The sequence below is a fragment of the Sphingomonas jinjuensis genome, from assembly GCF_014197105.1.
Lineage (GTDB): Bacteria > Pseudomonadota > Alphaproteobacteria > Sphingomonadales > Sphingomonadaceae > Sphingomonas > Sphingomonas jinjuensis.
The window spans coordinates 175192-198420 of the sequence record NZ_JACIEV010000001.1 but is presented as its reverse complement, the minus strand read 5'-3'; the positions used below and the strand labels follow the sequence as shown (position 1 = coordinate 198420).

Annotated in this window: 19 protein-coding genes; 13 read left to right on the top strand and 6 right to left on the bottom strand. The window is 68.8% G+C overall.

Annotation, left to right across the window (positions count from 1 at the left end):
• The first annotated feature begins 119 nt into the window (after nt 1-119).
• Genes GGQ80_RS00860 through gltB form a run of 4 tightly spaced genes read left to right on the top strand, consistent with a single transcriptional unit; the run spans nt 120 to nt 6833 of the window.
• Nucleotides 120-1553, top strand: coding sequence for an NAD(P)-dependent oxidoreductase (locus tag GGQ80_RS00860; protein ID WP_183981828.1), 1434 nt, complete (start codon nt 120-122; stop codon nt 1551-1553).
• Complete coding sequence (locus GGQ80_RS00855; RefSeq protein WP_183981826.1) at nt 1550-1846, top strand: nucleotidyltransferase domain-containing protein; 297 nt, start codon at nt 1550-1552, stop codon at nt 1844-1846. The genes GGQ80_RS00860 and GGQ80_RS00855 overlap by 4 nt, the downstream gene beginning before the upstream one ends.
• A complete protein-coding gene (locus tag GGQ80_RS00850) occupies nt 1843-2322 on the top strand; it encodes a hypothetical protein (RefSeq protein ID WP_183981824.1) in 480 nt (159 codons plus the stop codon). Before GGQ80_RS00855 ends, GGQ80_RS00850 begins: the two co-directional genes overlap by 4 nt.
• A complete protein-coding gene (gene gltB, locus GGQ80_RS00845; RefSeq protein WP_183981823.1) occupies nt 2322-6833 on the top strand; it encodes a glutamate synthase large subunit in 4512 nt (1503 codons plus the stop codon). Before GGQ80_RS00850 ends, gltB begins: the two co-directional genes overlap by 1 nt.
• Nucleotides 6834-6954: 121 nt before the next feature.
• Here the strand turns inward: gltB and GGQ80_RS00840 are convergent, their stop codons facing one another.
• The 3 genes from GGQ80_RS00840 to GGQ80_RS00830 all read right to left on the bottom strand — a co-directional run bounded on the left by GGQ80_RS00840 (nt 6955) and on the right by GGQ80_RS00830 (nt 9447).
• The gene (locus GGQ80_RS00840; protein ID WP_183981821.1) at nt 6955-8517 is read right to left on the bottom strand and encodes a lysine--tRNA ligase; all 1563 of its coding nucleotides are present in this window, start codon (nt 8515-8517) and stop codon (nt 6955-6957) included.
• A gap of 120 nt (nt 8518-8637) precedes the next feature.
• Complete coding sequence (locus GGQ80_RS00835) at nt 8638-8997, bottom strand: hypothetical protein (RefSeq protein WP_183981820.1); 360 nt, start codon at nt 8995-8997, stop codon at nt 8638-8640.
• Nucleotides 8998-9009: 12 nt separating this feature from the next.
• Nucleotides 9010-9447: a hypothetical protein gene (locus tag GGQ80_RS00830; protein WP_183981818.1), complete on the bottom strand. Its 438-nt coding sequence runs from the start codon at nt 9445-9447 to the stop codon at nt 9010-9012.
• A gap of 373 nt (nt 9448-9820) precedes the next feature.
• Between GGQ80_RS00830 and GGQ80_RS00825 the strand changes: the two genes are divergently transcribed.
• Nucleotides 9821-12523, top strand: a complete 2703-nt coding sequence (locus tag GGQ80_RS00825; protein WP_183981816.1) for a helicase C-terminal domain-containing protein — start codon at nt 9821-9823, stop codon at nt 12521-12523.
• A 17-nt stretch (nt 12524-12540) separates the two neighbouring features.
• Nucleotides 12541-13080, top strand: coding sequence for a SixA phosphatase family protein (locus tag GGQ80_RS00820; RefSeq protein ID WP_183981815.1), 540 nt, complete (start codon nt 12541-12543; stop codon nt 13078-13080).
• A 114-nt stretch (nt 13081-13194) separates the two neighbouring features.
• Here GGQ80_RS00820 and GGQ80_RS00815 read toward each other — a convergent pair whose 3' ends face one another.
• Nucleotides 13195-13713: a YceD family protein gene (locus GGQ80_RS00815; RefSeq protein ID WP_183981813.1), complete on the bottom strand. Its 519-nt coding sequence runs from the start codon at nt 13711-13713 to the stop codon at nt 13195-13197.
• On the bottom strand, nt 13710-14216 hold the full coding sequence (locus GGQ80_RS00810) for a ubiquinol-cytochrome C chaperone family protein (protein ID WP_343050725.1): 507 nt from the start codon (nt 14214-14216) through the stop codon (nt 13710-13712). The genes GGQ80_RS00815 and GGQ80_RS00810 overlap by 4 nt, the downstream gene beginning before the upstream one ends.
• 110 nt (nt 14217-14326) lie before the next feature.
• Between GGQ80_RS00810 and GGQ80_RS00805 the strand changes: the two genes are divergently transcribed.
• From GGQ80_RS00805 to GGQ80_RS00775, 7 genes are all read left to right on the top strand, one after another.
• The gene (locus tag GGQ80_RS00805; RefSeq protein ID WP_246346768.1) at nt 14327-14809 is read left to right on the top strand and encodes an outer membrane protein assembly factor BamE; all 483 of its coding nucleotides are present in this window, start codon (nt 14327-14329) and stop codon (nt 14807-14809) included.
• 274 nt (nt 14810-15083) lie between these two features.
• Entirely contained in the window at nt 15084-16457 is a 1374-nt protein-coding gene (locus GGQ80_RS00800) for a glycosyl transferase family protein (protein ID WP_183981810.1), read from the top strand.
• Nucleotides 16454-17437 carry a hypothetical protein gene (locus tag GGQ80_RS00795; protein WP_183981808.1) on the top strand — a complete coding sequence of 328 codons (984 nt, stop codon included), beginning with the start codon at nt 16454-16456 and terminating at the stop codon, nt 17435-17437. The genes GGQ80_RS00800 and GGQ80_RS00795 overlap by 4 nt, the downstream gene beginning before the upstream one ends.
• 156 nt (nt 17438-17593) lie before the next feature.
• Nucleotides 17594-18034 carry a DMT family transporter gene (locus GGQ80_RS00790; protein WP_183981806.1) on the top strand — a complete coding sequence of 147 codons (441 nt, stop codon included), beginning with the start codon at nt 17594-17596 and terminating at the stop codon, nt 18032-18034.
• Nucleotides 18035-18082: 48 nt separating this feature from the next.
• On the top strand, nt 18083-18997 hold the full coding sequence (locus tag GGQ80_RS00785; protein ID WP_183981805.1) for a TSUP family transporter: 915 nt from the start codon (nt 18083-18085) through the stop codon (nt 18995-18997).
• A 20-nt stretch (nt 18998-19017) separates the two neighbouring features.
• The gene (locus GGQ80_RS00780; protein ID WP_183982421.1) at nt 19018-19761 is read left to right on the top strand and encodes a TIGR02186 family protein; all 744 of its coding nucleotides are present in this window, start codon (nt 19018-19020) and stop codon (nt 19759-19761) included.
• Nucleotides 19762-19833: 72 nt separating this feature from the next.
• Nucleotides 19834-21498 carry an ATP-binding protein gene (locus GGQ80_RS00775; protein WP_183981803.1) on the top strand — a complete coding sequence of 555 codons (1665 nt, stop codon included), beginning with the start codon at nt 19834-19836 and terminating at the stop codon, nt 21496-21498.
• Nucleotides 21499-21721: 223 nt separating this feature from the next.
• Here the strand turns inward: GGQ80_RS00775 and GGQ80_RS00770 are convergent, their stop codons facing one another.
• Nucleotides 21722-23197, bottom strand: a complete 1476-nt coding sequence (locus GGQ80_RS00770; protein WP_183981802.1) for a peptidoglycan DD-metalloendopeptidase family protein — start codon at nt 23195-23197, stop codon at nt 21722-21724.
• Between the last annotated feature and the right edge of the window lie 32 nt (nt 23198-23229).

Below are 23229 nucleotides of genomic sequence, written 5' to 3'. Positions count from 1 at the left end.
CGAGGAAATGCCCACATTTCCTTGTCTCCCTATATTATAGGGCAGCATAGCTACCATATCGGCCGTTTCGGTCGTGACAAACGCCCTCGCCATGCGTATTGCGGCGCAGCGGAGGGCATATGGCAACCGAATCCATGTTGAAGTTCGTCGGGCGTGAGCAGGCCTATCCGGCCAAGCGGGAGGCCGAGGCACGGGCAGAGGACTTTCGTGAGATTGCCGAGCGTTATGCGGTCCCGACGGCCGAGGATCAGGCCGGCCGCTGCTCGCAGTGCGGCGTGCCCTATTGCTCGGTCCATTGCCCGCTCCACAACCACATCCCAGACTGGCTTCGCCTGACCGCAGAGGGGCGGCTGCGCGAGGCATACGAGCTGTCGAACGCGACCTCGACGATGCCAGAAATTTGCGGCCGTATCTGTCCGCAGGACCGGCTCTGCGAGGGCAATTGCGTGATCGAGTTCACTGGCCACGGCGCGGTGACGATCGGCTCGGTCGAGAAGTTCATCACCGACACTGCCTGGGAAGAGGGCTGGGTCGAGCCGCTGGTCCCCGGCAAGCCGCGCGGCCAGTCGGTCGCGGTGATCGGCGCCGGCCCGGCGGGGCTGACGGCGGCCGAATATCTCCGCGGCAACGGCTATGACGTCCATGTCTATGATCGCCACGATCGCGCCGGTGGACTGCTGACCTATGGCATCCCCGGCTTCAAGCTGGAGAAGCCCGTCGTCATGCGCCGTGTCGAGCGGCTCAAGGCGGGCGGCATCGTCTTCCACGAAGGTTTCGAGGTCGGCCGCGACGCCAGCCTCGACGAGCTGCGCCAGCGTCATGACGCCGTCCTCGTCGCCACCGGCGTCTATCGCGCCCGCGCCATCGACGTGCCCGATCAGGCGGGCGACCGCGTCGTCGCCGCGCTCGACTATCTCATCGCCTCGAACCGCAAGGGCTTCGGCGACGCGGTGCCGGCGTTCGACGAGGGCGCGCTCGACGCCGCGGGCAAGCATGTCGTCGTGATCGGCGGCGGAGACACTGCGATGGACTGCGTCCGCACCGCGATCCGCCAGGGCGCGGCATCGGTGAAGTGCCTCTATCGCCGCGACCGCGCCAACATGCCTGGCAGCCAGCGCGAGGTCGGCAATGCGGAGGAAGAGGGCGCCGAGTTCATCTGGCTCTCCGCCCCCGCCGCCTTCGCCGCCGACGGCACCGTCACCGCGCGCCGCATGCGGCTGGGCGCTCCCGACGCCAGCGGCCGCCGCGCGCCCGAGGCCGATCCGGTGGGCGACTTCACCCTCCACGCCGATCTGGTCGTGAAGGCGCTCGGCTTCGATGCCGAGGAACTGCCCAAGCTGTGGAACGCGCCCGAGCTCGGCGTCAGCCGCTGGGGCACGGTGCTGGTCGACGGCAAGACGCTGATGACTAGTCTCGACGGCGTGTTTGCGGCGGGCGACATCGTCCGCGGCGCCAGCCTGGTCGTCTGGGCAATCCGCGACGGCCGCGACGTCGCCAAGACGATGCACCAGTGGCTGAGGGCGCAGGCGAAGGCCGAGAAGGTGGCGGCGTGAGGCTAGATTCGCATCTTGCCGATGCGATCAAGCTCGCGGCCATCGAAGTGTTCGGCGATGACGTGATTGTGCGGCTGTTCGGCAGTCGAACTGATGACGATAGGCGCGGCGGAGATATCGATCTGCACGTCACCGCCGATCCGGCGGCGGCCGATATCGATCATGAGGTGCGGTTTCGCGCGCTGATGTGGAAGGCTTTGGACGAGGAACAAATTGACGTGGTCGTCGCAGCCCGCGGTCGGGACGATCGGTGGATCGACCGCGCGGCAATACGCGAGGGTATCGTTCTTTGACCCCCGATGAGGTGCGCGAGGCCACGGCCGAGGCGGTCCGCGCGGCAGAACAGCTGAGCAGTCATTTGGAGCGCCTCGTTCAGCGGATGGGGCTGCTGTTGCCGGCTGAGCCCGATGCCCTGTCGGCATGGGGGGATGATCCTTGGGAACGGCTCCACGCTCTGTTGCGAATGTTCGAACAATTGTTCGACCTAACCAGTCGTAAACTGTTCCGCGGATTGCTGGTGATGTCGGGCGAGACACTCGCGGGGCTTTCCGCGCAGAACCAGTTTCGTCGCGTTGAAGCACTTAGCGGGATCGCTAGCGCGGATCGCTGGATCGAGATCGGTGCGACCCGGAATATCCTTGCTCATGACTATCCGACCGATCCAGTTGCCCGCGCGCAACGTGCCAATCGCGCGTGGGCCGACATTCCCGACCTGATCGCAGCAACGCGTCAGGTGATTAGTCTCCTCCATTCTGAGGGATACGCCTGATGACCCATGCCATGACCGACCTGCGCCAGCACATCGCCGAGCACGGCATGTACCGCCCCGAGATGGAATCCGACGCGTGCGGCGTCGGGCTCGTCGCGGCGACCGATGGCAAGCCGTCGCGGCGCGTCGTCCAGTCGGCGATCGATGCGCTGAAGGCGGTGTGGCATCGCGGCGCGGTCGATGCCGACGGCAAGACCGGCGACGGCGCCGGGCTGCATATCGACCTGCCGTTGGGCTTCTTCGACGATTGCGTCGCCGCGTCTGGCCACAAGCCCAAGCCGAACCGGCTCGCGGTCGGCATGGTGTTCCTGCCGCGCACTGATCTCAGCGCGCAGGAGACGTGCCGGACGATCGTCGAGGCGGCGATCATCGAGGCGGGCTACACCATCTACGGCTGGCGCCAGGTGCCCGTCGACGTGTCGGTGATCGGTGCCAAGGCGCAGCAGACCCGGCCCGAGATCGAGCAGATCATGATCGCCGGCCCGCTGCCCGACGAGGCCAGCGCCGAGGAGTTCGAGAAGAACCTGTATCTGGTCCGCCGCCGGATCGAAAAGCGCGTCATCGCCGCGCAGATCCAGGGCTTCTACATCTGCTCGCTGTCGTGCCGCTCGATCGTCTACAAGGGACTGTTCCTCGCCGAGAGCCTGTCGGTCTTCTATCCCGACCTCGCCGATCGCCGGTTCGAGAGCCGCGTCGCGATCTTCCACCAGCGCTATTCGACCAACACCTTCCCGCAATGGTGGCTGGCGCAGCCGTTCCGCTGCCTGGCGCACAACGGCGAGATCAACACGATCCGCGGCAACAAGAACTGGATGCTCAGCCACGAGATCCGCATGGCGAGCCTGGCGTTCGGCGAGCATTCCGAGGACATCAAGCCGGTGATCCCGGCGGGCGCCAGCGACACCGCCGCGCTCGACGCGGTGTTCGAGGCGATCTGCCGCTCGGGCCGCGATGCGCCGACCGCGAAGCTGATGCTGGTGCCCGAAGCGATCGGCGACGACACGCCGCCCGCACACCAGGCGATGTACCAATATCTCGCCAGCGTGATGGAGCCGTGGGACGGCCCCGCCGCGCTGGCGATGACCGACGGCCGCTGGGCGGTCGCGGGCATGGACCGCAACGCGCTGCGCCCCTTGCGCTATTCGCTCACCTCGGACGGGCTGCTGATCGTCGGCTCGGAAACCGGCATGGTCGTCGTTCCCGAATCGACCGTCGTCGCCAAGGGGCGGCTGGGGCCGGGGCAGATGATCGCGGTCGACCTCGACGAGGGCGTGGTGCTCGAGGATCGCGCGGTGAAGGACCGGATCGCCGGTGAGTACGACTATGCCGGGATGATCGGCGAATTCCTGTCGCTGGGCGACCTGCCTGCGGTCGGCGACGAGGCGGTGGTCCGCTATCCGCGGCCTGAGCTGGCCCGCCGCCAAGTCGCGGCCGGCCAGACGATGGAGGATATGGAGCTGATCCTGTCGCCGATGGTCGAGGGCGGCAAGGAAGCGATCGGCTCGATGGGCGACGACACGCCGCTCGCGGTCATCAGCGACAAGCCGCGCCTCATCAGCCAGTTTTTCCGCCAGAATTTCAGCCAGGTGACCAACCCGCCGATCGACAGTCTGCGCGAGCGCTATGTCATGTCGCTCAAGACGCGGTTCGGCAATCTCGCCAACATCCTCGACGTGAAGGACAGCCGCGAACGCGTGCTCGTCCTCGATTCGCCGGTGCTGACCGGCGCGACCTGGGCACAGCTGCGCGCGCATTTCGGAGCCAGCGCGAGCGAGATCGACTGCACCTTCGAAGCCGGCGGCGGCCCCGAAAAGCTGCGCGCTGCGATCCAGCGGATCCGCAACCAGGCCGAGCAGGCGGTACGCGAAGGTCGCTCCGAGCTGTTCTTGACCGACGAGCATATTGACGAGGATCGCGTGGCGATCCCCGGCGTCCTCGCCGCCGCGGCGGTCCACACCCATCTCGTCCGGCGCGGCCTGCGCTCGTACGCGAGCGTCAACGTGCGCACCGCCGAATGCCTCGACACGCATTACTACGCCGTGCTGATAGGCGTCGGCGCGACGACGGTGAACGCCTATCTGGCCGAAGCCGCGATCGCCGATCGTCACGCGCGCGGCCTGTTCGGTGACCTCAGCCTCGACGAATGCCTGAAGCGCCATCGCGTCGCGATCGAGGAGGGCCTCCTCAAGATCATGTCGAAGATGGGCATCGCGGTGATCTCGTCCTACCGCGGCGGCTACAACTTCGAAGCGGTCGGGCTCAGCCGCGCGCTCGTCAACGATCTGTTCCCCGGCATGCCCGCGAAGATCAGCGGCGAGGGCTATGCCTCGCTCCACGTCAACGCGACCGACCGGCACAATGCGGCCTTCGACGGCGGCGTCGTCCACCTGCCGATCGGCGGCTTCTATCGCCAGCGCGCCGGCGGCGAGACGCACGCCTATTCAGCGCAGCTGATGCACCTGCTCCAGACCGCGGTGTCGACCGACAGCTACACCAGCTACATGCAGTTCAGCCGCGGCGTCGGCGACCTGCCGCCGGTCTACCTGCGCGACCTGCTCCAGTTCAACTTCCCGACCGAGGGCATTCCCGTCGACCAGGTCGAGGCGATCACCGAGATCCGCAAGCGCTTCGTGACGCCGGGCATGTCGCTGGGGGCGCTCTCGCCCGAGGCGCACGAGACGCTGGCGATCGCGATGAACCGGATCGGCGCCAAGGCGGTGTCGGGCGAGGGCGGCGAGGATGTCGTCCGCTTCAAGCCCTACGACAACGGCGACAACGCCAATTCGACGATCAAGCAGATCGCCAGCGGCCGCTTCGGCGTGACCGCCGAATATCTCAACGCGTGCGAAGAGATCGAGATCAAGGTCGCGCAGGGCGCCAAGCCCGGCGAGGGCGGCCAGCTGCCCGGTTTCAAGGTGACCGAATTCATCGCCAAGTTGCGTCACGCAACTCCCGGGGTGACGCTGATCAGCCCGCCGCCGCATCACGACATCTACTCGATCGAGGATCTCGCGCAGCTCATCTACGACTGCAAGCAGATCAACCCGCGCGCGCGCGTCTGCGTGAAGCTGGTCAGCTCGGCGGGCATCGGCACCGTCGCCGCCGGCGTCGCGAAGGCGCATGCCGACGTCATCCTCGTCTCCGGCCATGTCGGCGGCACCGGCGCATCGCCGCAGACCAGCATCAAATATGCCGGCACCCCGTGGGAAATGGGGCTGTCCGAGGTCAACCAGGTGCTGACGCTCAACGGCCTGCGCGGACGGATCAAGCTGCGCGCCGACGGCGGGCTCAAGACCGGGCGCGACATCGTCATCGCCGCGATCCTGGGCGCGGAGGAATTCGGCATCGGCACATTGAGTCTCGTCGCAATGGGCTGCATCATGGTGCGCCAGTGCCATTCGAACACCTGCCCGGTCGGTGTCTGCACCCAGGATTCGGCGCTGCGCCAGAAGTTCGTCGGCACGCCCGAAAAGGTCATCAACCTGATGACCTTCATCGCCGAGGAAGTGCGCGACATCCTCGCCCGGCTCGGCGTGAAGAGCCTCGACGAGGTGATCGGCCGTACCGAGCTGCTCCGCCAGGTCAGCCGCGGCGCCGAGCATCTCGACGATCTCGACTTGAATCCGATTCTGGCCAAAGTCGACGCCGATGATTCGCAGCGCCGCTTCAGCCTGTCGACCTTCCGCAACGAAGTGCCCGACAGCCTCGACGCGCAGATCATCAAGGATGCGGCGGCCGTCTTCAGCCGCGGCGAGAAGATGCAGCTGACCTATTCGGTCCGCAACACCCACCGCGCGGTGGGCACCCGGCTGTCAAGCGAGATCACCCGCCGCTTCGGCATGTCGAAGCTGGCGGATGGCCACGTCACCATCCGCCTGCGCGGTTCGGCGGGGCAAAGCCTGGGCGCGTTCCTGTGCAAGGGCATCACGCTCGAGGTGTTCGGCGATGCCAACGACTATGTCGGCAAGGGGCTGTCGGGCGGCACCATCATCATCCGCCCGGCGGTGTCGTCACCGCTCAAGAGCCAGGAGAATACCATCCTCGGCAATACCGTGCTCTACGGCGCGACCTCGGGCCGGCTGTTCGCGGCGGGGCAGGCGGGCGAGCGCTTCGCGGTGCGCAACTCGGGCGCGACCGTGGTGGTCGAGGGCTGCGGCGCCAACGGCTGCGAATATATGACCGGCGGCATTGCGGTGGTGCTGGGGCGCGTCGGGCAGAATTTCGGCGCCGGCATGACCGGTGGCATGGCCTTCGTCTACGACCCCGACGCGACGTTCGAACGCCGCGTCAACGGCGAGAGCCTGACCTGGCAGCGCCTCGGCACAGCGCATTGGGAAGGCGTACTCCGCGGCCTGATCGAGGAGCACGCGCGCGTCACCGACAGCAAATGGTCGAAGGGCCTGCTCGACGACTGGGACCGCGTGGCGGGCGACTTCTGGCAGATCGTGCCGAAGGAAATGCTGACCCGCGTGTCGCATCCGCTGACCGAGGAAGCGGTGGCGGCGGAGTAGGTGACAACGCAAAGCCCCTCCCCTTCAGGGGAGGGTTGGGGGTGGGGGAAGCCTCGCAGAGACATCGCCCACGTCCCCCCCCACCCCAACCCCTCCCCTGAAGGGGAGGGGCTAAAAGGATTTAGGCCAGCGCCTCGGCAATCAACCGCCGCGTATTTTCCACCCCGTACAACCGGATGAAGCTCCCCATCCGCGGCCCCTGGCTCGATCCCAGCAGCGTCTCGTACAGCGCCTTGAACCAGTCGCGTAAGGACTCGAACCCGCCGGTCTTGCCGATTTCGTACACCACGTCCTGGATCGCCTCGGCGCTCGCATCCGCCGGCAACGCCGCCAGCTCCGCATCCAGCCGTTGCAATGCCGCCACCTCGACGCCCTCGGGCTTGCGCCGCTGCAGCGTCGGCGCGACGAAATCGCGATTGTAGGCCAGCGCCAGCTCGATCATCGCCGCCAGCTCGGGGCTGGTCTCGCCGCCGGTATAGTTCGCGAGATACTGTTCGACCTGCGCCGCCGTCGCGGTCGCGCCGAGCACGCTGGTCAGGTTCAGCAGCAGCCCGAACGTCACCGGCGGCACGCCGCCCGGCACCTTGCCGCCATGAATGTGGTGGACCGGATTGCCCAGCCGCTCCTTCACCGCCTGGCCTGCGTAATTGCCACGGAACTGGAAATATTCGTCGACCGCGCGCGGAATGACGCCCATGTGCAGTTGCTTGGCCTTCTTGGGCTCGCGATAGGCGAAGAACGACAGGCTCTCGGGCGTGCCGTACGTCAGCCACTGTTCCATCGTTAGGCCGTTGCCCTTCGACTTCGAGATCTTCTCGCCATTCTCGTCGAGGAACATCTCGTAGTTGAAGCCCTCGGGCGGGCGGCCGCCGAGCACGCGCGCGATCCGCGACGACTGGGTGACCGAATCGATCAGGTCCTTGCCCGCCATCTCGTAATCGACACCCAGCGCCACCCAGCGCATCGCCCAGTCGACCTTCCACTGCAGCTTCGCCTGCCCGCCGAGGACGGACTGGACAATGCGCTGCCCCTCATCCTCGAACGCGATCAGGCCGGCCTCGGCATCGACCACCTCGATCGGCACCTGGAGGACGATGCCACTGGTCGGGCTGATCGGCAGCACCGGCGAATACGTCGCCCGCCGCTCGGCGCGCAGCGTCGGCAGCATCACGTCCTGGATCGCGTCAAAATGCCGCAGAACCCCCTTCAGCGCCTCGTCGAATCGCCCGCTCGAATAATAGTCGGTCGACGACGCGAACTCGTAATCGAACCCATATTGGTCGAGGAATTGCCGCAACATCGCATTGTTATGCGCGGCGAAGCTGTCGAACTTGCCGAACGGATCGGGGATTCGCGTCAGCGGCTTTCCCAGATGCTGGCGCAGCATGTTGCCGTTGGGCACGTTGTCGGGCACCTTGCGCAGGCCGTCCATATCGTCGCTGAACGCGATCAGCCGGGTCGGCTGGTCCGACATCTCCGCAAACGCGCGGCGCACCATCGTCGTGCGCAGCACCTCGTTGAACGTACCGATATGCGGCAGCCCCGAGGGGCCATAGCCCGTCTCGAACAACACCGGCTCGCCCCCGGGCTTCCCCTCGGGCCAGCGCTTCAACAGCTTGCGCGCCTCCTCATAGGGCCAAGCCTTGGACTCGAGAGCGGCGGTGCGGATGTCGGTGTCGGTCATAACGGACGCGCATTAGCTGGCTGGGCGGGGGGATGCCAGCCGATGGGTGGAGGCGTCGATATCGATCGTCGCGGCTTGCCCATCCCGACCGGGGAGCATGGCGTCAAACTCGTCGACAGGTCACTGTTCGAGCCATTCGAGCGCATCCCGACGAGACGAAAATACGAACATGTTGTCGCGATTTTCGCAGATACGCTTAGCCTGTTGACGGGCAAGAACGCCTTCTGTGTACATCGCCACGCGCCGATGCGTCATGGACGGATGCTCGGCCAAAGCCTTCATGGCGAGCACCACCTCTTGGGTCTGGATCGTGGCCCCGGTGAAATCGTAAAGCGTCGCCGGCGGGCGATCGCCCCGCGGAAACCGTGCGATCTCATTTCGCAGCTCTAGAACGAATGTCTGGAACTCTGCCATCGAGCAAAGTCCTTCCAGTTTGACCTCGATGAAGCGACGTTCGATGTTGACGATTATCGTATGCAACGCCTTCCTCCCTTACGGTTGCGGCTGGATGGCTGATGGATAGACAACGGCAGGATGGTTGAAGGCGTCGAGCCACACCAGCGCTGCGCTTTTGCTGATGAACAGGTTGAGTATGTCGGGTTGCCGAAGGGCGCGGCGCATCTGCATTTTAACGAGACTTGAGCATACCACGATGGCGACTTTGTCGCCCGATCGATAGATCCGACTGGTCGCCTCTTGAACACAGGCCTGCCCCTCGGGGCTGTGCGGCTTCAAATCGACGGCGTCGATGAGGACTCGGATCGGGCGGTCGGCTGCGCGCCAACAGCCCACGATCGCGGCACATTGCGCGAAGTGGATCCGCAACGTGGCGAGATCGAAGAATCCCTTGACGGTGATGAGGATGACGCCCGTGGGACGATCCTCTTCGATCGTGTGCTCGGGATTGGCGGGCGCGAAGGGAAGGGCCATGTCCCGTGCCTAATGAGGCGCAAGTTTCCGAAGGATGTAAAACTCGATATGGGTTTATTGCCTGTTTTCATGCGCTTGCGGCTTGCGAGACATAGCCGCCTCCGCACGGTCGCCGATCAGGTCGAACGTGTTCCATTCTCTGGCGGCGCAGCGCTGATGCCATGGATATCGGCCAGCCGATCGCTTCGGTCGTGATACGGCCGCCGCGACCGTCGGTGACGACGCGGCAAGGCGCCACCTTGTCGACACCCACGCGAGTGCTTGCCTTGGGAGTTGGCGATGTGACGCCAGTCTGACGTTGACGCCAGCCCTTTGCGCCTCCCGTCAGCAATCGCCTGTTCCCCGATCGTTCCTACCGCGCTAGGCGGGATGCGTGCTCCCGCATCCCGCCCTCCACGCCAGCCACGGCGGCATCTGGATCGCCGATGGCGACGGCACGCGGCCGATCGGCCGGGGGGAGGCGATCCGCATCGCCGCCGACACCCCCGTCATCATGCTCAACGCGCCGCTCGTCGGGCAGCGGCTGGGCTATGCCGAGCTGTCCGGGCTCGATCTGCTCGAGCTGTTCGCCTTCGTCCATCCGGCGCGCTTCACGGTGCCGACGCCGCAGGGGTTCGCGCGCGCCGTCGATATCTCGCCGCCGGAGACGGACGCCGACGTCGCCGCCTTCCTGCGCGAGGCGGCGGCGGCGCTGCTGGCGGTGGTGGCGGGCGACTGGGCCGAGCGCGAGGGTGCGTGGACCACGGCGCAGGCGCTCGCCCGCGCGCGCTGGCCCTGGGCGCCGACGCTGGCCGGCAGGCTGACGGCGCCCGCGACCAATGAGCGCTTGCTGTTCACGCGGCTGCCCGAATGGGAGGAAGCGGCGCCGCGTCCCGCGCCGCGCACCGTGACGATCGAGCCGCACGAGGCGGAGGAGCGGCTGGTCCGGCTGACCGGGCAGGGGGCGGAGGTGCGCCCCGGCCAGCGCGCCTATGCCGCCGCCGCCGCCGCCGCCTTCGGCCCGCGGCCGATGCGCGAGGCGCCAGCCGTCGTGCTGGCAGAGGCGGGGACGGGGATCGGCAAGACCTTGGGCTATCTCGCCCCCGCGTCGCTATGGGCGGCGAAGGCGGGCGGCGCGGTGTGGATCTCCACCTACACCAAGGCCTTGCAGCGCCAGCTAGGGCAGGAGACCGAGCGGCTGTTCCCCGACGCCGCCGCACGCCGGGCGAAGGTGGTGACGCGCAAGGGGCGCGAGAATTACCTGTGCCTGCTCAACCTCGAGGATGCGTTGCAGGGCGGATTCGCCGGCCGCGCCGCGATCCTGGCGCAGCTGGTGGCACGCTGGGCGGCGTACAGTGCCGACGGCGACATGGTCGGCGGCGACCTGCCCGGCTGGCTGCCGACGCTGTTCCGCCGCAACGGCTCGACCGCGCTCACCGACCGGCGCGGCGAGTGCATCTATGCCGGCTGCCCCCACTATCGGAAATGCTTCATCGAGCGCGCGGCGCGGGCGAGCGTGGAGGCGGACATCGTCATCGCCAATCATGCGCTGGTGATGGTCAACGCGGCGCGTGGCCGCGAGCTGGCGACGCGGCCGACGCGCTACGTCTTCGACGAGGGGCATCATCTGTTCGACGCCGCCGATTCGATGTTCTCGGCGGCGCTGACCGGGCAGGAGACGATCGAGCTCAGGCGCTGGATCCTCGGGCCTGAAAGCGGCGGGCGGGGGCGGCGACGCGGGCTTCAGGCGAGGCTGTCCGACGTCGCCAGCTATGACGAGCAGGGTGGTGTCGCGATCCAGGACGCAATCGACGCGGCGCGTCACCTCGCCTCCGACGGCTGGATCGGGCGGCTGGCGGAGGGCGCGCCGTTCGGGCCGATCGAGCATCTCCTCGCCGCCGTCCGCGGGCTCACCTACGCCCGCGCCGAGCAGCCGGGTGACGCGGGTTACGGCCTGGAAACCGAACTCGCCGAGCCGACCCCGGCGCTGATCGAGGCGGCGGCGCCCGCGGCGGCGGCGCTCGACGCGCTGGTGCGACCGCTGGTGACACTGGGCAAGCGGCTGGAGGCGGTGCTCGCCGAGGCGCCCGACTGGATGGACGGCCCGGCGCGGGCGCGGATCGAGGGCGCGATCGCCTCGATCGGGTGGCGAGCCGAGACAGTGGCGGCGTGGCTGGCGCTGCTGGCGCGGATCGGCGGGCCGGTCGATCCCGACTTCGTCGATTGGCTGGTCGTCGACCGGGTCGAAGGGCGTGAGTACGACATCGGCCTGCGCCGTCACTGGCTCGACCCGACCCGCCCCTTCGCGCAGGTGGTGCTGAAGCCCGCCCACGGCGCGCTCGTCACCTCGGCGACGCTGACCGGCGGCGGCGACTGGGACACGGCGGAGGCGCGGATCGGCACGCCCCACCTCGCCCGCGGCCCCGCCCGGTTCGAGGCGCCGAGCCCGTTCGACTATCCCAACCAGGCCGAGGTGCTGGTGGTGACCGACGTGAAGCGCGGCGATCTGGGCGCGCTCGCCAATGCCTATGCGCGGCTGATCGTCGCCGCCGGCGGCGGCACGCTGGGGCTGTTCACCGCGATCCGTCGCCTGCGCGTCGTCCACGCGCGCATCGCCGACCGGCTGGCGCGCGAAGGGCTGCCGCTCCACGCGCAGCACGTCGATCCGATCGATACTGGGACGCTGGTCGACATCTTCCGCGACGATCCCCACGCCAGCCTGCTCGGCACCGATGCGCTGCGCGACGGCGTCGACGTGCCGGGGCGCTCCCTCAGGCTGGTGGTGATGGAGGGGGTGCCCTGGCCCAAGCCGACCGTGCTCCACGCCGCGCGGCGGCTGGCGGGCGGCGGCTCCGCCTATGACGACAGGCTCGTCCGCGCCCGGCTGGCACAGGCGTTCGGGCGACTGATCCGCCGTGCCGATGACTGCGGCAGCTTCGTCATGCTGTCGGCGGCGATGCCCTCGCGGCTGCTGACCGCCTTCCCGCCGGGGGTGCCGATCGTCCGCGTCACCCTCGACGAGGCGGTCGCGCGGGTCGCGCAGCGGCTTTCCACGGGCGCGCGCATCGGGCATGGGGTGGCTCCGCTCGACGCCTGATGGAGGTTAGGCCACCCATGAAGACGCTGACGCTGCTGCGCCACGCCAAGTCGGGGTGGGACGATCCGGTCGCCCGCGACTTCGATCGTCCGCTGAATGCCAAGGGGCGCCGCGCCGCGATCGCGATGGGTCGCCACTGGCGCCAGATCGACCTCGACTTCGACCATATCATCGCCTCGCCCGCGGTGCGCGTCGAACAGACGCTCGAAGAGGTCGAGAGCGGCTATGGCCGCACGCTGGCCCCTGCATGGGACCGGCGGCTGTATCTCGCCTCGGCGGCGACGTTGCTCGATGTGGTCCGCGAGCTGCCCGACACGCTGAGCCGTGTGCTGCTCGTCGGCCATAACCCGGGGCTGGAAGAGCTCGTGCTGCTCCTGGCCGGTGACAGCGACGATGCGCTGCGCGACGCGGTCGAGGAAAAATATCCCACCGCGACGCTCGCCGAGCTGGCCTTGGGGGCGGATCGCTGGGGCGACGCCAAGCCCGGCGGCGCGACGCTGACCCGCTTCATCCGCCCGCGCGATCTGGACGCGTCGCTGGGCCCGGACGAGGGCTGATCCCAGCACCACCCCGGCGAAGGCCGGGGCCCGGCGGCGAGACGGATGCGTCGGCGCGCAGCCCTTCATCAAGTTCCGGGTTGCACTTGGGCCCGGGCCTTGCCGGGGTGGTAGCTACCCCTCCAGCTTGTCCTTAAGGGCCTTCAACCCGCTGAACGGCCCGACCTCGTCCTCGCCCAGCACGCCGGCCGCCTTCAGCGCCGCCTCGGCATTGGGGCTGCGCGGAAACGGGTCGAGCGCCAGCGCCATCGTCTCCGCCGCCGCCTCGCCCAGGTCGATCCCGCCGCCCTCGATCTCGACGGTGTCGAGCGCATCGCCGGCCAGCTCGACCTCCTCGTCACCCTCGCCGAACGCCTCGACGAACAGCAGCGCGACCGGCTCGTCCAGTTTGGCCGGCAACGGTTCCCCGGTCACCGAACAGGCCTGGACGACGTCGGCGGTCACGCGCCCACGCACCGTGATCCCCGCGGCTTCGCGGCGGACCGTGAAGCGGCCTTCGAGCGCATTGACCGACAGCAGGCCAAATCGCGCCGCCAGGCCCGCACGCTCGTCGGCGGTGGCGGCGATCTCGACCGCGTGCTCGCGCTCGCCGATCGTATCGAGCCGCTCGACCCGGCTGAATTCGGGCGTCACGGCAGCTCTCCCGCGATGATTGCCGATGTCGGCGTCGCCTCGAGCGCGCGATAGAAATGCGTCAGCTCGTCGGCGGCATGCGCCACCGCCGCATCTGACGGCGGTGCGCCGCGATACAGGTTGCGCTGGAGCGCCGGCTTCAGGTCGCCCGCCGCCAGCCCGTCGCGATATGCGCCCAGCCGTCCACCCAGCATGCTCATCATCTTGCCGATATGCTTGCCGACGACGATGTCACCGATGCCGATCTCGCGCAGCTGGCCGTCCATGTCGTCGACGAAACGCTCGGTCAGCGCCACCTGCGCCTTGGCGGCGGCGGGATCCTGTTCCAGCCGCAGCAGCACCATCGCCAGCACTGCGGCGATCGCGTCGAAGCGGCCGTCGACGGTGTCGGGCACGCCGCCCGCCAGATACCAATGCTCGGCGCGGCCGCGCAGCACGACCGCATTATAGGCCGGCAGCGCCTCGTCCGGCTTCTCTCCCAACAGCTTCCCCAACCAACCCACGCGTGTCGTCCTTCGTCCCGGCGATGTCGGCGCGGCTTGTGCCCGCCCCTGTCCTCGCATATCGAGCCGAACCACGAGGGATGCAATCGACGGCAGCATCCTGTGCGGAGATGGTAATGAGCGTATCGCTGGCCCGCACGGGCATACTTCTGCTGGGCATGGCCGCCGCCGCGTGTACGCCGCTGCGCGCGCACCAGGGCTATATCGTCGACGTCGACCTCGTGAACTCGGTTCAGCCAGGCGTCGACAACCGCCAGTCGGTGCAACAGACGCTGGGGCGGCCGACCTTCGCCAGCCAGTTCGGCGCGCAGGACTGGTATTACGTCGCTCGCGACACCCGCAACCTCGCCTTTCAGAAACCGAAGCCGAACGCGCAGATCACGCTGAAGCTGACCTTCGACCAGGCCGGCAACGTCACCTCGATCACCCGCACCGGGCTGGAGCAGGTGGCAAGCCTCAGCCCGTCGGGCAAGGAAACGCCGACGCTGGGCAAGAAGCGCGGCATCTTCGAGGATCTGTTCGGCAACATCGGCACGGTCGGCGCCGCGGGCGCGCGTGCCGACGGCACGGGCGGCGGACGCGATACGCCGTAACGGCTGAGCGGCGTTTGGCCGCGCCGGCGATGCGCCGACGCGGCCGTGCCGTGCTTGGGTCGGCACCGATCCCGAAAGGGGAAGGGATCGATGCGGCCAACGCGTCAGCGCAACTTTTGTTCTCGCTACCATCCAACGACTTGTGCGAATCCTGGCGTCTCGTCGGTTGCACCTCGTCCAGAAATAAGACGTAACATCGCCAAAGATCTTCGTTGCATGATGCGGCGCCGCTGCGCCACGTCATGAGGATCACGACGGGCGGGGGGGCGGCGTCTTGGACGGGTTGGTACTGTTCGACGCGCTCACGCGTGAGACGATGCTGTTCGCGGCAACCGGTTTCCTGATCGGCGGTCTCGACGACCTCATCGTCGACATCGTCTATATTGTCCGGCGCATCGTCGACAAGAAGGCGCGACGTCAACGACTTGCCGATATTCCGATGCCGTCCACACCGGGCCGGATGGCGGTGCTGGTCGGTGCCTGGGACGAGGCGGCGGTGATCGGGCAGATGATTGCGGCGGCGCTCGCGCGGCTCGATCACCCCGATTATCGCCTCTACATCGGCCTCTATCCCAACGATCGGGCGACGATCGACGCCGCCGCCAGCGTCGCCGGCCATGATTCGCGCGTCCGCCTCGTCATCGGCGAGCGCGACGGCCCCACGACCAAGGCCGATAATCTCAATACGCTATGGCGCGCGCTGATCGCCGATGACGCCTGCGAGGGGCGTGCGACCAAGGCGGTGGTGATCCACGACGCCGAGGATGTCGTCCATCCCGCCGAGCTTCGCCTGTTCGATGCGTTGATCGGCGAGCATGCGGTGGTCCAATTGCCGGTGCTGCCGCTCGTCGTTCCCGGATCGCCGCTCATCTCCGGCCATTATGCCGACGAGTTCGCGACCAGCCACAGCAGCCAGATGGTGGTGCGCACCGCGATCGCGGCGGCGATGCCGCTGGCGGGAACAGGCTGCGCGATCGCGGTGCCGATGCTCGCCGCCATCGCGGCCGAGCGTGGCGGTGATCCGTTCGACGCCGCCAGCCTGACCGAGGACTATGAACTTGGCCTGCGTATCGCCGAGTGCGGCGGACGCGGCGTCTTCGCGCGCGTCGAAGATGGGGATGGCGAGCTGATCGCCATCCGCGCCTATTTCCCCGCCACGATCGCAGCGGCGACGCGGCAGAAGGCGCGGTGGATGACCGGCATCGCGCTGGCGGGCTGGGATCGGACCGGCTGGGCACGCGCGGGGGCGGTCGCGGACCATTGGATGCGGATGCGTGACCGCCGCGGGCCGCTGGCGGTGCTCGTGCTGGCGGTGGCCTATGCGGCGATGCTGTTGTGGGGGATGCAGCCGATCGTCCATTGGGCGGTCGGGGTGCCGACGGGCGGCGATGCGCTGGCGCAGTGGCTGATGTCGGTGACGACGGCGCTGCTCGTGTGGCGGCTGGCGCTGCGCGTGGCGTTCACCTGGCGCTGCTACGGCTGGCGCCAGGGCATGCTGGCACTGCCGCGCTTCGTCGTCGGCAACATCATTGCGCTGATGGCGGCGCCGCGGGCGATGGCCCGCTATTGGGTGATCCTGCGCGGTGGCCTGCCGCAGTGGGACAAGACGCAGCATGCATTTCCGGCCCTGGACGGTACGACCCGATGACCGGGGGGCGTCCGCTGCGTTTCCTGGCCATCGTCCTGCTCGGCTGGACGTCGCTGCGCGCGGTCGCGCTGTGGCCGGAAGGCGAGCCCCCAGGACCGGCGGCGCTGGTCGGCGTGGCCGAGGCTGTGCCGGTGGAACGACCCCTTCGCCCGCGGCCAGGCCGCGTCGTTGCCGTGCAGGTGGTTCCCGCGCCTGTCCGCTTGGGGCACGCGCCGCGCCATCGGCTGCCGATCGTGCCCCGCGCCGCGTCCCCTACCGCTGTCCCCGCCGCAGGATCGCCCCCGCTGGGCGGCCACGTCCCGGCCGCTCCCGCCATCCCGCCGCCGGTCGCGCCGCCGCCGCTGGCGCTACCCCCCAAGCGCTGGGCGGTCAGCGCCTGGGCGATCGCGCGGGGCGGCAACGCTTCGGCGTTGCTCGGGGGCCAGCTTGGCGCCTCTCAGACGGGATTGCGCGCCACCTACATGATCGACCGCCGCCGTCGGCTGGCGCTGTCGGCACGGCTCGCGGCGCCGCTGTCGGGGCGGGGGCGTGAGGCGGGGCTGGGCATCGACTGGCAACCGACGGCGCTGCCCCTTCACGTCATCGCCGAGCAGCGCATCGCGCTCGACGGGGGCCGGTCGGGGCCGGCATTGCTCGTCGTCGGCGGTATCGCCCCGACCCGCGTGGCGGGGCCGATCGAGCTGGAGGGCTATGCCCAGGGAGGCGCCGTGGCACGCGGCCGGGTCGAGCCGTTCGCGGATGGCTCGGCGCGACTGACGCTGCCGCTGGTCGAGCGGGCAGGCTGGCGGCTCGACATCGGAGCCGGCGCCTGGGCAGGGGGGCAGCGCGGCGCGGCGCGCGCCGATATCGGGCCGACGCTGGGGCTTGCGGTGCCGGTCGCGGGGCGCCGGCTGCGGCTGACCGCCGATTGGCGTGAACGCGTCGCCGGACGGGCGCGGCCGGGATCGGGGCCGGCGCTGTCGCTGGGCACCGATTTTTAGGTAACCGCCAACGAAGGGGTCCTCCCGCCATGCTGAACTCGTTCCAGCATGTCCTGGCGGCGAGCTATGGCGGGGGATGCTGAAACAAGGTCAGCATGACGAGGGGGGCGAGCGCCACCGCTTGCCTGCCCGACATCGCCCCGATAGGCCCGGCGCATGGCCGCGATCCTGCCCGCCTTCACCATGCTCGTCGCCGGCGTCATGCTCGCGGTGCAGGCGCCGACCAACGCCGCGCTCGGCCGCGCCACCGGATCGGTGATCCTGGCCGCGCTGACGTCGTTCGCCATCGGCACCGCCGCGCTCGCCGCCGTCTGGGCAGTGGCGGACCGTACCGCGCCCGCCATGCTGCGCCAGGCGCCGGCATGGACGCTGGCGGGTGGCTTCTACGGCGCCTTCTTCGTCGCCGCGATGGCGTTCGCGGCGCCCCGGCTCGGGCTCGCCACGGCGCTTGCCATCGCCATCGCCAGCCAGCTCGTCGCCGCGGCGGTGATCGACGATCGCGGCTGGCTTGGCCTGCCGGTCGCGTCGCTGGGACCCGGCAAGCTCGCCGGCTTGGCGATGATCCTGATCGGCGTGGTGCTGGTCCGCCGCGGATAGGGCGGGCGCTCTGGCCCTCGCCCTCCGCCTCCGGTAACGATCGCGGCCGTGGACCTGTACCTGCCCATCGCCAACCTGTCGGTGAATGCGCTCGTCATCGTCGGGCTGGGGCTCGGCGTCGGGCTGTTGTCGGGCATGTTCGGGGTCGGCGGCGGGTTCCTGACGACGCCGCTGCTGATCGTCTATGGCATCCCGCCGACCGTCGCCGCCGCCTCGTCGGCAAGCCAGGTGACCGGCGCCAGCGTGTCGGGCGTGTTCGCGCACATCCGCCGCGGCGGGGTCGATTTCAAGATGGGCGGCGTCCTCGTCGCCGGCGGCATCATCGGCTCGCTGTTCGGCGCGTGGCTGTTCCGCCTGCTGCAGGAACTGGGCCAGATCGATACCGTCATCGCGGTGGTCTATGTCGTCATGCTCGGCTCGATCGGCGGGATGATGGCGCGCGAGGCGAGCGGCGCGATCCTCCAGCGTCATCGCGGCCTGCCGCCCAAGCCCCGCAAGCGCCGCCACCACCCGCTGGTCGCCGCGCTGCCGCTGCGCACGCGCTTCTACGCCTCCGGCCTCTACATCTCGCCACTCGCGCCGCTGCTGCTCGGCTTCGCGACGGGTATCCTGACGATCCTGCTGGGCATCGGCGGCGGCTTCATCCTGGTGCCGGCGATGATCTATCTGCTCGGCATGGCGACCAGCGTCGTCGTCGGCACGTCGCTGTTCCAGACGCTGTTCGTCACCGCCGCCGCGACGATGGTCCACGCGACGACGACGAAGGCGGTCGATATCGTCCTCGCCGGCCTGCTCCTGATCGGCTCGGTCACGGGGGCGCAGCTCGGCGCGCGCTTCGCCGGGCGGGTCCGTCCCGAATATCTCCGCCTCGCGCTCGCGATCATCGTGCTGCTCGTCGGCCTTCGCATCTTCCTCGGCCTCGTCTGGCGGCCCGAGGAGATATTCTCGATCGAGCTCGCGTGAAGCGCCGCCTGCTCCTTCTCATGGCGCCGCTGCTGATGGCGCAGAGCGGCGCCAAGCCCGTGCTCGTCCCCGACGTCTCGCAACGCAATATCGAGATCGTCTACAGCTTCACCGGCGCCGAACTGCTGCTGTTCGGCGCGATCCTCTATCCTGGCGGGCGGTTGCCGAAGGGCGAGGCACCGACCGATATCGTCGTCGTCGTGAAGGGCCCGACCCAGTCGATTCTGGTGCGGGAGAAAGAGAAGGTCGCCGGCATCTGGGTCAACGCCGCCCGGCTGCGCTATCGTTCGGCGCCCAGCTTCTACGCCGTCGCCTCGTCGCGGCCGATCGAGCGCATCGTCGACGAACGTACGCGCGCGATCTACGAACTCGGGCTCGGCAGCCTTCAGCTCTCGCCCGCGTCCAGCGCGACGTCGGATGTCGAGCGCCGCTTCCAGGCCGGGCTCGTCGACCTGAAGCGCCGGGCTGGCCTCTACGTCGAGGCGCCGGGCGCGGTCGAGATCACCGATGGCGTGCTCTATCGCGGCCGCGTGTCGATCCCCGCACGCGTTCCCGTCGGGCGTTTCACCGCCGAAACCTTCCTGATCCGCGACGGCCGCGTACTGGCCGCCGCGGTGCGCGACATCGACATCCGCAAATCGGGGTTCGAGCGCTTCGTGGCCCGCGCGGCGGACCGCTCGTCGGTGCTGTACGGACTGGTCGCGGTGGCGCTGTCGGTGGCATTGGGCTGGATCGCGGGACAGGTCGCCCGGCGCCGCGCCTGAGGGCATTCCTCACGCCATCTTAACGCTTTGTGTGTCACCCAGCGCCCGTCGATCGACGAGGATGCACGGTACATGAGCGAGATGCCGAACCCCAGCGTGTTCGCACACGCGACCGCGCTGGCCACCGCCGCGGTACCCGACGAGCGTGCGGCGATCGGCTGTGTCGTCTCGATCGCCGGCGCCAGCAGCCGGTTGCTGCTCGACCGCGATTCGATCGCGCGGATCGAGGCGCATCCCGATCCCGTCGTGTCGAGCGCCGGCCAGGTCGGCGGCCAGATCAAGGTTCGGCTCGGCAGCCAGTGGCTGATCGCGACGATCCGCCGGCTGTCGCTGGGCGACCTCAACAGCCCCTGGATCGAGGCGGACATCGATTTCCTGGGCGAGGGCGACCAGGAGCGGCTGACCGGCAAGCTCTACAACTTCCGTCGCGGCGTGACGCGCTATCCGCTGCCCGGCTGCGAGGCGTTTCCGGTCACCACCGCCGACCTGAAGCAGATCTACGCCGCCGACACCGTCGCGCATATCGAGATCGGCAACGTCTATCCCACCCACGACGTCCGCGCCGCGCTCTACATCGACGCGCTCCTCGGCAAGCATTTCGCGCTCGTCGGTTCGACCGGCACCGGCAAGTCGACCAGCGCCGCGCTGATCCTGCACAAGATCTGCCAGCTCGCGCCGGAGGGTCATATCGTCATGATCGACCCGCACGGCGAATATGCCTCGGCGTTCCGCACCAACGGCGCGATCTACGACGTCACCAACCTGCAGATGCCGTACTGGCTGATGAACTTCGAGGAACATTGCGAGGTCTTCCTGACCACGGCGGGCGCCGATCGCCAGCTCGACGCCGACATCCTCGCCAAATGCCTGCTCGCCGCGCGCGCCAAGAACCGCGTCGGCCAGGAGATCGCGAAGCTGACCGTCGACGCGCCGATCCCCTATCTGCTCAGCGACCTGACCAACCTCATCACCCAGGAAATGGGCAAGATGGACCGCGCCGGCGACACCGCGCCCTATCTGCGGCTGAAGACCAAGATCGACGAGGTAAAGGCCGATCCGCGCTACGGCTTCATGTTCTCCGGCATGCTGGTCGCCGACACGATGAGCACCTTCCTGTCGCGCGTGTTCCGCATGCCCGGCGACGGCAAGCCGATCTCGATCGTCGACGTGTCGGGCGTGCCGTCGGAAATCACCTCGGTCGTCGTCGCGGTGCTGGCACGGATGACGTTCGACTTCGCGATCTGGTCGCGCAACGAGCCGCAGCGCCCGATCCTGCTGGTCTGCGAGGAGGCGCACCGCTACATCCCGTCGGGGCGCAACACCACGTCGGCGGTCGGCCGCATCCTCAGCCGCATCGCCAAGGAAGGCCGCAAGTACGGCGTCTCGCTCGGCCTCATCACCCAGCGGCCGTCGGATCTGGAGGAAGGCGTGCTGTCGCAGTGCGGCACGATCATCGCGATGCGCCTGAACAACGAACGCGACCAGGCCTTCGTCCGCGCCGCGATGCCGGAAGGCGCGAAGAGCTTCCTCGATTCGATCCCCGCGCTGCGCAACCGCGAATGCATCGTCTGCGGCGAGGGCGTCGCCATCCCGATCCGCGTCTCGTTCGACAGCCTCGACGAGAACAAGCGGCCCGCATCGGGCGACCCCGTCTTCTCGCAGCTGTGGCGGGATACCGGCGGCGAGGACAGCATCATCCACCGCACCGTCATGCGCTGGCGCGCGCAGGGTAAGTAGGTGGGATAAAGCGATCTACCGGGGGTAGATCGCCCCGCCTATTCCCGCCCGCCATGCGGGCGGGGCTTCCGTGCCGCCCGCCACAGCCGTCATCCTGAACTCGTTTCAGGATCTCTCGAGGGAATGCACGCCGGTGGCAGGTAGATGCTGAAACAAGTTCATCATGACGGCTCGTGAGGGAAGGGCGCGCTTCACCACCCCGCCGTCTCTCAACTGAGAGCTTTTAACGCCCCGGCGCGACCGTGAGATACCCCGCCAGCCGTGCCTTGAACGCGCGCAGCTTCGCGCCGGTCAGCGTGGCGACGCTGTTGAACGAGATCGACCGCGGGTTGATCGCGGCGCCGTTGCGCCACACCTCCCAGTGCAGGTGCGGGCCGGTCGACATGCCGGTCGAGCCAACATAGCCGATCACCTGTCCCTGACGCACACGCTGGCCGCCGCGGACGACGATCCGGCTCATATGGCCATAGCCCGTCGCCAGTCCGCCCTGGTGCGCCAGCTTGACGAAATTGCCGTAGCCGCCCGATCGCCCGGCGAATGCCACGGCGCCGTCGATCGCGGCATAGATCGGCGCGCCATAGGGGGCGCCGATGTCCATCCCCTTGTGCATCCGCATGAACCCCAGCAACGGATGCATGCGCAGGCCGTAGGTGGAGGTGACGCGGCCGGCGACGGGCATGCCCATGAAGCCGCGGCGCTGCGTCTGGCCGGCGGCGTCGAACCATTGTTCGCCCTGGCCGTCGTTGAAGCGCACCAGCTGCAGCTTGCCGCGGGCGCGGTCGAGGCCCGCCAACACCAGATTGCCGAGCCGCGTCTCGCCCGTCGCCGCGCGCTCGCGCTCGACGACCAGATCGAAGCTGTCCGCCGCCCGCACGTCGCTGCCGATCGACAGCCGCGTCGCCAGTGCCTTGATATAGCCTTCGACCACCTTCGCCGGCGCACCCGCGGCGCGGGCCGAGCGATAGAGGCTCGATCCCACCAGACCCTGGATGCGCAGCGGCGTGTGATCGATCGCGATCGGCTGGCGCGTCATCGCCAGCCCCTGGCCGGCGCGGTCGATCGACACCGCCAGGTCGAAGCGCGCACGCAGCGCCAGCTTCTCGAGCGGCCGCGCCACCGTCTTGCTCGGCCGGCGCCCCAGCGTCAGCGCGATGCGCGTGCCCGAGGGGATGTCGCCGAGCGACGTCGTCTGCGCCACCAGCCGCGCCGCCTCGGCGGCGTCGCGGCGGCCGACGCCGGCGCGTTGCAGCGCCTGGTCGAAGTGATCGCCATCGCCCAGCGTCGCCGCCAGCTCGATCACCGGCCGCTCGGGCGCCTCGCGCAGCGGTGCGACGAGATCGTTCGCCGCCATCCGCCGCCCGGTGTCGCTGCCCCAGGCGAGCGGCGCGATGCCCTGCGCGCGCGTCTCGTCCCACGCCGCGCCGGTGATCGGTGCCGGCTGCACGCCGACGATGGGGTTGTCGAAACCGGGCGACACGACCCAGGTCGCGGCCAGCAGCGCCGAGAGCGTGGCCAGCCCGCGCCACCAGTCACGGCTGCCGATGTCGGCGCCGAGATCGGGCACCCAGTCGATCCGGTCCGCCTGGGCACGCCAGCGGTCGAGCGTCGGTCGGGCGGCGGGAATGCTGACGGGGCGGGCCAGCGATCGACCGGCGGTGCCGCCGGCCAGCTCGATGCCAGGATCGTTGCGCAGGAACACGAAGCGGCCAGCCCCTCGGAAAGAAAGCGCCG